This window comes from Microcoleus sp. SVA1B4, assembly GCF_036700545.1.
In the GTDB taxonomy this organism is placed as follows: Bacteria; Cyanobacteriota; Cyanobacteriia; order Cyanobacteriales; family Microcoleaceae; genus Microcoleus.
This window is the reverse complement of record NZ_JAUBPB010000005.1, coordinates 153,768-163,723: the sequence shown is the minus strand read 5'-3', so window position 1 is coordinate 163,723 and position 9,956 is coordinate 153,768. Positions and strand designations below refer to the sequence as shown.

The following is a 9,956-nucleotide window of genomic DNA, read 5'->3' as shown; positions in this document are numbered from 1 at the left end:
TTCTATCATATAGCGGAGGGCGAAAAATTTTGGCTCTTATCATACTTTTAACCATTTACAAAACCGGGATGCTCCCAATAAGTTCGCTCATAAAAGACACACCAATGGCTAGTATTTTCAAACAAAGGGAGAAAGAATAATGTATACCAATTTATCAACAGACAGGAAGTTAATTAAACAATATTTTGAATGCTTGAAAAAGCGAAATACAACAACTGAATCATTTGCCAAACAAGTAATTTCAGATTTTTTAGCCCATTGGAAAGAGAAGAGAGCGCCAAAAGAAGGGGTTTTTGTATATATCGTAGTTGGAGGGTTATTATTTTCACTTGCAATCAATATTTCATTTACTATTGCCTTAGTGATAGCAACTTTCTTGATTGCCAAAATAAGAATGTCACCTAACATAACTCCGCGAGTTAGTGATGAACAAATTGATCGATGGTTATTAGACGATAAGAAAGCATTATTTAAAAAATCTCCTACAGAATTAGATGTAATTGTAGTAAACAAAGATGAGAATCAACCAAAAACTCTTAATGTAGTGATGAATCAAGATCATCCCATAGAGCTTAGTAGTGGATTTATATTAGAAGATAATGATACTCTTTTACGAGCTTTAATAGGTTCTCAGGATTATTATGTTGAAAAAGGGCTAGATGGAAAGACCAGGTACAGTATTCATATATTTATGGTGATTTTTTTATGTAAAAATTTTCTTTCCTACTATAAGTGTCATTGGAATTTTATCAGGGGTGTAGCAACTTTAGTGGACACAGGTGAATATCTATATGACACAATTGTTTCTGTAAACACTCAGGAGTTGTCATCAGCAAATTTAGGAAATGAGGAGGGAAAAAAGTTAATACTTAAAAAAAATCTGCGGATTAGCACTGCAGACGGAAAAGAAATTGAGTTCCCCGCCCTATCAGAGATAAGAATGAGTTATGAATCAACTTCAGAGAATGAAATTCCCGAAGTTAAGGACGCAGCACATATCATTCGTGGAATTTTAAGAGAAAGAAGGATTGATATGCAAATAGTTAAGTCGTATGATGCAGATGATTGAGAATTCTACTACTTCCAGAATTATACTTTTTCTCCCAGTCCGCGAAGGCGGACTTTGTTTGTGTAGACGCGATTTCCAATCGCCCCGAAATTTGCTTGTTTGTGTAGACGCGATTTCCAATCGCCCCGAAATTAGTGGTTTCAATATCACCCTCGCTCTTCAGACTCAGACTCAAAATCCACGCGATCGTAAATATCACCTAACCGCATCTCAAACTCCACACAACTCAATCTCAACACCGCATCAGCACCATCATACTCAGACAAAACCCACTTATTATCATCCGTCTTAACAAACTGTTCAACGTGCATCTCGTATTGATCGATCAAAACATACTCTCGAAAAGTAGGAATCGTGCGAAAAAGTTTAAACTTGCCACCTCTGTCATAATCCGCCGTCGATTCCGATAAAACCTCCGCTACCATCACCGCATTAGTAATCGTATCTTTCCTACCCTCAGCAAACTCCAATTTTCCCGCCACCAACATCACATCGGGATAAGTATAAACCCGCTTGGAAGGTATCCACAAACGCAAATCGTTTATAAATACTCGGTACGGTTGCCCTTTCGTAGCAAAATTCAAAGTCCCGCTAAAATTAAGAGCTATTTGATTGTGATTCGGTGTTCCGCCTGTCATAGGAATTATCTTGCCATCCTGATATTCGCTTCTAAATTTTGCCCCCTCTTCCAGCATTAAATACTCTTCGGGAGAGTAATAAATCTGTACTTTTTCATCAACTTTGTCCTCAGCTAATTCTTCGCGGATTTCTGTTAATGCCGTCATAGTAAATCCTCATTTTCTCCTACTCACAATTATAGCCGCATCATCCACAAATCGAAACTACCGCTCACAAATCCTCATCTTTTGTTTCAATCACCTCTCCTTCAAACTCAAAACCCCGCTCCATACCATCAAAATACTTGTCAAAATTAGGCTTGATCCACAGTGCAGCTTCCCCGTGTCCCAACTCCACAGCTTTATCAATTACCTCCTTCCAATCCCTCAAAGAAAATCCCGCCGCTTGCACCGCCTTCAAACAATCCCAAACAAACTTTGGCACCGATACCGGCGACACCGCATACCTCAACAATTCCTCAGCACCTTCTGGCAAAATAATCAGATTGCTGGCAACTACAATTATACCTATATCTTCTTCTCTTTCCCCCTGCCAATTCACTTCGCCATTCAAAACATAACCCCAAGGTTTGAGAAAATTGTCGATCAGATACTGCAACCATTCGACATAATCATAAAACTTTTCTACGCCGCTCCATTTAATCCCTCCGCCGTCAGCAGTAGGAATCCACTTACACCACAATCCGGGCTGAGTCTTCGGCGGGCGGTTGTAATTAACAACAGAAATTTCGGAGTCTTCATCCCATTTTTCATTGACAAAATAGCAGCCTTCTTCGCCCACAGGCAAACCCACCGCTGTTCTCGCCGGATCGGGAATACTTTGCAAAATCGCCGAATTTCTCTTCATCCGTCGAGTTCGAGAAAACTCTAATAAGTAAATAGCTTCGCTGTCTAATAACCGTTTATTTAAATGAAATGTTCCGTCAAAAATTGTAGTGTATCCCATAGTTCTTATCTATTATATAATTGATTTTTACTATTATAAATCTATGTTAGCGAACTGACTAAAAGGAAAAAAGTTGTAGGTTGGGTTGAGGAACGAAACCCAACTTGAGGTTCCCAGAAAGTTGGGTTTCGCTAGATAGTTGGGTTTCGCTTCGCTTAACCCAACCTACGAATGATTAGATAGACTTATTGCAAAAATACATTGCATCTGCTTTTATCTGCGGTTAAAAACAGAAAATCCCGAACTCTTGCAAAAAGTCTAACCACCAATCTTACTTAGTCTTGTCCAAAGTCCGCGCCTCCAACCAAATAGGAATTGCAATCCAAGCAACTGCTAACAGCAAAGCAAATACCGCAAATTGAGCAGCCCAAGCTACCAATTTCTCTAAAGACACAACTTGTCCCAAGAAGTAGGATAAACTCACCATTACAGATGCCCAGCTTGCAGCACCTAGAACATTGAACAGGGAAAATTTCCAAAAAGGCATTTCTGCAATACCCGCTAGGGGGCTAGCAAAAATTCGCAGCAGTGCGATGAAACGGCCCAAAAATACGGCTTTAGCTGCATTTTTGCTAAACTGTTCTTTTAAGTCAAACAGTTGTTCTTCTCGAAAGCGGAAAAATTGTCCCAGCTTCAGCAGCAGTGGCCAGCCGCCGTACCTGCCGATCGCATAACCAAAATTTCCCCCCAATGTAGCACCAGCGATCGCACTGCCGAGCACAAACCAGTAATTCAGTTCCCCACTGCCAGCTAAAAACCCGCCAGCAATCGTAATTGTCTCGCCTGGAAGAGGAACTCCCAGATTTTCCAGCAAAATTCCCAGAAATACTGCCCAGTAGCCGTAATCACGCGCAAACTGCTGAATAGTCTCTAACGATAAAAACTCAAAAGACATTCGATACTGCCTTCGTAAACTTTTGCAAAGCTCAATACATTTATATATTGGCTCGATTCAGCCAATAGTGCAATCTTTCGCTGTGATGAAAAACACACTGTTGTCGCGATCGCTGATCCAACTAAACATTAGCCTTTCAGGCATACTAGATAAGTAGAGAATTGTTGCAGTTGCGTTCCGCGCGATCGCCAGCCAGTTTTCCTCCTAAATTTATCACAACGGCTCTCCCCACCGATTCCCACAAGGGCGATCGCCAATCCTAAAACATACGCTGAAATCCCCTGAGTCTCTCAAGAGAGTCAGCAACTAAACTAACTTATTCATACTTTACGAACGTAGGATAACTGCTATGGAATTTCCCAACTTCAACCAACCCATCGTCCTTCAACCTCACAACTGCCTCGACTCCCAAGCCGGCAGCCTCCTCCAGCAACAGCTAGCCGAGATTGTGCCCGATCGCCACAAACTCTGGGTAATAGACATGGCCGCCGTAGATTTCATCGACAGTTCGGGGATCTGCGCCTTAGTCGGGGGACTCAACGCCGCCCGCCACCGGGGATGCCGCCTCGTCATCTGCAACCTCTCAGCAACAGTCAGGCTAATATTTGAAATTACTCAACTCGACCAACTCTTTGAAATCTTCGACAGTTTCGAGCAAGTTATCTCCACTGAAACTCCGGCTTTAGTTGCTTGATTAAAATGATCTGCCGAGCTCAAATCTCAAGTTTCCCATAGACTTCAAGCAACCGCAGAGCTAATTTGTATATCATAAATAGGCTTATTTGTCAAGCAATACCAATGACAAAGAAATAAATCCGGCACTTGAACGCCGACAGAAGCGATCGCAGGTGCAGCCGGAAAAGGCCAAAGTCGATCGAAACAAATCCTTTCCCCTACAAACCCGAACTGCATCAAATAAGTCGCCGGAGGCGCATTTAAAAGATTCAGCAAGCGGTAAGCCAACTCATACAACTGCTGTCGCCAAACATCCGACAAATGCACCGGTTGAGAGTAACTCAACTCGCCAGACTGCTTAGAAGGTTCCCCACCGATCACCTCAGCATACAGTGGGCCCTTTGCCGTCAACACCACAGGCAGCCAAAAATTGCCACCACCGACGGGAAAAAGCAACTCCTGGGACACTCGATCGCGCGCTGCAGAAACATTGCTACAAAATCGAAACACATCTTGAGCCGGAAAAACCAGATTTTCTGGCACATCCAGCGTCAAAGGACAAACGATCGCCCCACCCGGAGCGATCTCGCCAGAATGGAGTTCAGAAACCCCACAGATATTGACTTCAGTTAAAGGATGAGATTGAGCGATCGCCGCGGAGAGACTTGCGGCCGAATCTTTCTCACCACCCGCGACAATCAAAACCTTAGACATTGCCAAAGCTCGGCATTTGAATTCCCCGATCGTCCGTTTCATCGACGCTCGGCAGATCCAGGCCCTTAGCCTTGCGGCTCCGCACCGCGAGACGGTAAGTTACGCTTTGCAACTCAGTGTGCAACTGACGGTTTTCCTTTTGCAATTGATCCAACTTTTCCTTAATCGGATCGAGCCGCTCGGCAAACTTCTGGCGGTAAACCCCCGGCAATTCCTGCACTACCTGTTCTAGCATCCGAGAACGATCCGTCAATTCTTGCACCGACTGCCGCAGTTGGTAAACCTCAGCATCCCGTTCGGCGATTTGTTCCTGATAAAAACCCACCTGTTCTTCAACAGCTTGGAGTTGTTCCCGCATTGCCTGCATTTGAGCTTGGTGGCGATCGGAAACTTCCGGCGCGGGCACAAAATTAGAATTGCCCTTCACCAGCCGGAAAAGTTCTTGAGACAACTGCTGCACCAATTGGTCGCGCATTTGCAGCTCTTCGGTGAGACGAGATACCTCTGATTGCAATTCTTTTGAGCTTACAAGTTTAGTTTGATTCACGATGACTCTCAGCTTTTGTTATATAATCTGTTTCTCTTTAAAAATATCTCCCCCTTACCGCAGAGGCAAGAGGCACTTCAAAAGTTTTGAACCTATGAGGCTAAATCGAGCCAGCCGCCCGATGTCAAGGGTAAAGCTCAGTTTAACTCAAATCAGGCATCCACGTCATCACCTTAGTTTCTTGGCACTGAGATGTTGCACCATTATCAAGAACAGGCAAGATGCCTGTTCCACAAAGAATTAATTTTTTGTGGGGATTAGGGGTTGGGCAGGAGAACCCGCCCAAAAAAGGATTAAGGACTATTGATATTGGTGCAACATCTCAGTTGCCATAGACACAGGGAAAATCCTAGGTTTTTTGTCAATAAACTCGGTTTCTTAGCTTTTTATGAGAATAGTGCAAGCTCTCATGTGTAACCAGTCACAGCAGAAAGCACTTGGCCAGCTTCGTCCAAGGTGCTGCCAAAACAGATAATGCCGTCCTCGTGACCGGCCATGGCCAGCATTTTGCGATCTGCCAAATTCTCCTCCTCAAAAAGTCTAAACATTTCTAAGGCCATCTGGGGAGTGCCGTAAGGTATTTCTTTTCTAGTAGTAGGAATCTTAAACAGCAGTTGCTGCCATAGCTTAGGATTGTGGACGTGAATTATCCCGCACACATCCTCTCTCTGAAGGTACAGGGCCCCGTGAGTCAGGGACTCCGACGAAGCTTGTACGGGGCCCCGGCAGCCGAGGAAATTTTTTTCTAAGTTAAATTCGGTAACAGTACAGTATGATTCTGGTCCCAGATTCCTCAAGTGTGCAGTCTGGGTTCCCGAAATCACGAATTGGCAAGAATTACCGAGTCTGACACTGACGTTGCCAAACCCTATGCCATTTTCGTAGACGCCAATTAATCCCCAAGAGTGGAGCCGATCGCGCCAGTCCATCAAATCTGCTATGTTGGTGGCAGCTACAGGGCCTGCCTCTTCCCAATCACAACGGTACTTAACGACTCCTTCATCCATTTTTTTGTTTGATCAGACACTACTGTGACACGACAGAGTTGGCTGAAGCTGAGACTTAATCGAACTTGTCAAGAAGTTGTCAAACAGCTTTTTTTGCCTGCTGCCTTATGTCTCCGTGCATAAGTGCCTTAACTAATCTACATTCCAGTGTCGCCGTAATTAGCTACCGACATTAGCAAAAAGTAAGCTACGAAAGTTGAACCAATTATTCCAAAAATCATGATTTAGCCTCTAGGTGATTACAAAAGTTCAATATGAAAATGTACCCTTTCAGTCGGGGAGTTTGATTCTAGGCTTTTGCCCGATCGAGTTTCTGATGTGAAACTACATAACATCCCTGAATCGCTTATTGTTCTATACTACAGCATTTCTACTGAGTTGAGCTCTACCTTAAGAAATATTTAAGGATAAATTACCCTTAATCCGGTAAGTCCGGTAAAAAGCAACCGTAGATTTACTTATTTTTTATAAGTGTACATATATTTAAGAAAAAAGCAAGCGGAACACAAAAAAAATATTTTTTAGCCAGTCTGGGACGCACTGGCACAATCTTCGGGTGCTCTACGTTATTCAACACCTCTGTCGATCGAGCAATTTTTAGCTCCGGGGCATCCTACAAGCTAAGAAACCGGGTTGAGCCTAATATTATGTCACGTAAAATCACCGCAACGCCAGCTCGCGTCGGCGGGTTCACCAAAATCTGTAGTAGTAGTATAAGTTATAGATCCGGTAAACCCGCGCCTACCTAGAGGAGGATAGTCGATCGACCGAACCTGATATAATCCTATTAACTCAGATGTTGCACCATTCTCCATTAGTCTTTTATGAACAGGCTTTTCGGCCTGTTCCACAACATATAAATTTTCTTGTGGAACAGGCATCTTGCCTGTTGCTGACAATGGTGCAAGATATCAGATTAAGAAAAAAACAAGCCGATCGAGCAGTGAGGGCCCGATCGGCTAAATTTTTCTGGGAAGCGCGATCGCCCCCAGCCCTTTAAATGTGGAAGTGATACAAGATGCTGCCGTCGTCTTTAATTTCGCAATTGGCATTAAAAACTTCAGCTTGTTGGTTCAAAAAACGCTGAGCGACATCCGGCGACAGCCGCGTTTCCATCGCAAACCGCACCAGAGTGATTTCGCCCCGGCCTTCTTTGATCAATCGGTACAAAGCACTTTGGAGCCTTTCGCTCTCTTCTCGCTGAAAAGCTGCTTTGTACCTCCAATCCGCCACCGAAGGAATCAAACCGCGGCTGACCAAAATCGCTAACAGCAAGCCAATTCCCAAAATCAGAGGCACTGTCGGATCGCTCGTGGGCGTCGCCACAATTTGCGGCACTGTAGCGGCGGCCAAACTGCTAACCATTTCTTTTTCCGACGCTTGCGTATCCGCCATTGCAAGCTGAGTTTTATTGTAAAAGTCTTGCTGAAGCTTCATTTGCTGCAACAGGCGAGCGCGCTCTCTTTCGTATTGGTCGAGTTTTTGCTGAGCTTGTTTCAGGTCTTGAGTGACTTGTGCCAAGCGTTGGTTGAGCGACTGATTGACTGATTGCCACCGATATCTGTTAATCAGGCGGCTTTTTTCAACCATGCCCTTCATCAACATATCCGCCGTTTTGATTGCTTGCTCCTGATCTAGCGAGCGATACCCAACCACAATTTCTAGGGGTTGTTCCGGCTTAGAAATTTTGACAATAGCATTTTGTCGAACTTGCTGGGGCGACAGCTTAACTGCATCTGCCACTGCTTTGACAACATTATCTGCTAGGAGAACCTCCGGGGTGAGTTGCTCTCCCTGCTTGAGAATTGTCGTGCCCGTGGTCGAAAATTTGACTGGCGGATTATTAGAACTGAGAGTGCCTTGAGCCATGAATCCGGGGGGCGGGGCGAGGCGGTAGGCCAGGGCGCCTGAAATACCCATAATTACAGCAAAACTGCCTAGGGCAATCCATCTGTATTGATGTGCTGAAGATCTAAAACGTAAATTTCCCATTTTGATAGTCAAGTCATAACATTCGCTTGCCGCAGCTACTGCCAAACGCCAGAGCGATCGTTTCTTTCTGGTTAGTCAAATTGACTGCTGAAAATTTTCTCAGTTTGTACCTAAAAGCTATTAGCTTTTGAGAGTTGTCAATATTCATGAGCCCAAAAAACCGATCGCGCTTTTATTTGATCCGAGCTATAACTTCAGTTTTTGTCCTTAATAATTAATCTGTAACAAGGCTTCTGGAAGTCTACTGGCCTCAGACTAGCACTCAGGCGTGCGAGAGCCTCGCCTCCCCGTGTTTGTTGACATTCAAAACTGTCTCCTTTTCACCCTTGGCAATCCTCCAATTATCTTACGTCTTGGCGTCTTGCGGACGCGGTTGAAGAATAAAAAAAACCTTAAATAATCTGCCTAAAAACTTAACAAGCAAGAATTATACCATGCAGTTAAGAGTTTGCTGCGTATTCAAAAAAATTGTGGAGCTGGTTTCGCCCCAGATCCACATATTCACATAACAATTATGGTTCGATCGGTTGATGGTTCGATCGCTCTGGCAAGGGCGACTTTTCAGAAGCCGATCGGCAAAATCAGACCCTCGCGGGCCATGACAGCCTTCGGAAAAGCGATTTGCACATCTTCGGCGATGCGATCGAGAAAATCGTCCGTGTGAGCCGGATCGTGGTGAAAAATCACCACTCGTTTCACCCGCGCCTCCTTAGCCATTCTCACCGCTTCCTGCCAAGTCGAGTGTCCCCAACCAACCTTCGGAGACTTGGGGTTGTGATATTCCTCGTCTGTGTACATCGCATCGTAAATCAGCACATCAGCGTCGAGGGCTAAATTGTAGACATTCTCATCTAGCCGATCGGGAAAATGCTCAGTATCCGAACAATAAACCACAGATCGTCCCTGCCAAGTCACCCGATATCCCATAGCAGTATTCGGGTGATTCAGAGAACCCGTCCTAATCTCAATATCATCCAGCATCATCGTCTGGTTGTGATTGAGTTCGTAGAAATTCAAATCTGCCTGCAAACCCATCAGCGGCACCGGCGAATTCGAGTGGAGCACCCGTTCAACGAAGTGCCTTTTCATGCAATCTCCATCCGGCGGAGTCGCCCCGTAAATATCAAAGCTATTGCCGCGGATGAAAGCTGGGGCGAACAGCGGGAAACCTTGAATGTGATCCCAGTGATAGTGAGTAAAAAACATATAAGCTTGCACCGGCATTTCTTGCACCAACTGGTCTCCCAGCATCCGCAAGCCTGTTCCGCCGTCAAAAATCAAGCGTTTGCCAGCGACTCGCATTTCCAAACAAGAAGTATTGCCGCCGTAGCGAACAGTTTCCTGTCCGGGTGTCGGAACACTGCCCCGCACGCCCCAAAACTGTACTACAAAATCATCTATACCTTTTATTGATTCGGAGGGTTGAGGGCAATCAACGGGATTTGCCGCTACTGAGGACAAGCTGATTTCCAT

The 9,956-nt window shown here is 44.7% G+C and carries 11 protein-coding genes; 3 read left to right on the top strand and 8 right to left on the bottom strand.

Translation table 11 applies throughout. The annotated features are described in order from the left end of the window. Positions 1-139: 139 nt before the first annotated feature. Positions 140-1,069 (top strand): hypothetical protein, encoded by a 930-nt coding sequence (locus tag QT987_RS04505; protein ID WP_333237644.1) that lies wholly within the window; start codon positions 140-142, stop codon positions 1,067-1,069. A gap of 146 nt (positions 1,070-1,215) precedes the next feature. Here the strand turns inward: QT987_RS04505 and QT987_RS04500 are convergent, their stop codons facing one another. From QT987_RS04500 to QT987_RS04490, 3 genes are all read right to left on the bottom strand, one after another. Then, entirely contained in the window at positions 1,216-1,854 is a 639-nt protein-coding gene (locus QT987_RS04500) for a Uma2 family endonuclease (RefSeq protein WP_333237642.1), read from the bottom strand. A 64-nt stretch (positions 1,855-1,918) separates the two neighbouring features. Next, positions 1,919-2,653 (bottom strand): hypothetical protein, encoded by a 735-nt coding sequence (locus QT987_RS04495; RefSeq protein WP_333237641.1) that lies wholly within the window; start codon positions 2,651-2,653, stop codon positions 1,919-1,921. A 271-nt stretch (positions 2,654-2,924) separates the two neighbouring features. Further along, the gene (locus QT987_RS04490) at positions 2,925-3,548 is read right to left on the bottom strand and encodes a DedA family protein (protein ID WP_333167522.1); all 624 of its coding nucleotides are present in this window, start codon (positions 3,546-3,548) and stop codon (positions 2,925-2,927) included. A 349-nt stretch (positions 3,549-3,897) separates the two neighbouring features. Between QT987_RS04490 and QT987_RS04485 the strand changes: the two genes are divergently transcribed. Next, positions 3,898-4,242, top strand: coding sequence for an STAS domain-containing protein (locus QT987_RS04485; protein ID WP_333237639.1), 345 nt, complete (start codon positions 3,898-3,900; stop codon positions 4,240-4,242). Between the two features lie 44 nt (positions 4,243-4,286). On the opposite strand, the gene QT987_RS04480 is transcribed toward QT987_RS04485, so the two are convergent. The 3 genes from QT987_RS04480 to QT987_RS04470 all read right to left on the bottom strand — a co-directional run bounded on the left by QT987_RS04480 (position 4,287) and on the right by QT987_RS04470 (position 6,491). Beyond that, positions 4,287-4,937, bottom strand: a complete 651-nt coding sequence (locus QT987_RS04480; protein WP_333237636.1) for a hypothetical protein — start codon at positions 4,935-4,937, stop codon at positions 4,287-4,289. Next, complete coding sequence (locus QT987_RS04475) at positions 4,930-5,484, bottom strand: Npun_F5560 family protein (protein ID WP_333054589.1); 555 nt, start codon at positions 5,482-5,484, stop codon at positions 4,930-4,932. Before QT987_RS04475 ends, QT987_RS04480 begins: the two co-directional genes overlap by 8 nt. A 407-nt stretch (positions 5,485-5,891) precedes the next feature. Continuing rightward, complete coding sequence (locus QT987_RS04470) at positions 5,892-6,491, bottom strand: class II aldolase/adducin family protein (protein ID WP_333237634.1); 600 nt, start codon at positions 6,489-6,491, stop codon at positions 5,892-5,894. Positions 6,492-7,359: 868 nt separating this feature from the next. On the opposite strand from QT987_RS04470, the gene QT987_RS04465 reads away from it, so the two are divergent. After that, a complete protein-coding gene (locus QT987_RS04465; protein WP_333237632.1) occupies positions 7,360-7,491 on the top strand; it encodes a hypothetical protein in 132 nt (43 codons plus the stop codon). Here QT987_RS04465 and QT987_RS04460 read toward each other — a convergent pair. Together QT987_RS04460 and QT987_RS04455 are read right to left on the bottom strand one after the other, a co-directional pair. Then, positions 7,488-8,411, bottom strand: a complete 924-nt coding sequence (locus QT987_RS04460; protein ID WP_333054592.1) for a hypothetical protein — start codon at positions 8,409-8,411, stop codon at positions 7,488-7,490. The two genes, QT987_RS04465 and QT987_RS04460, sit on opposite strands and share 4 nt — an antisense overlap. A gap of 633 nt (positions 8,412-9,044) precedes the next feature. Then, positions 9,045-9,956: an MBL fold metallo-hydrolase gene (locus QT987_RS04455; protein ID WP_333237631.1), complete on the bottom strand. Its 912-nt coding sequence runs from the start codon at positions 9,954-9,956 to the stop codon at positions 9,045-9,047.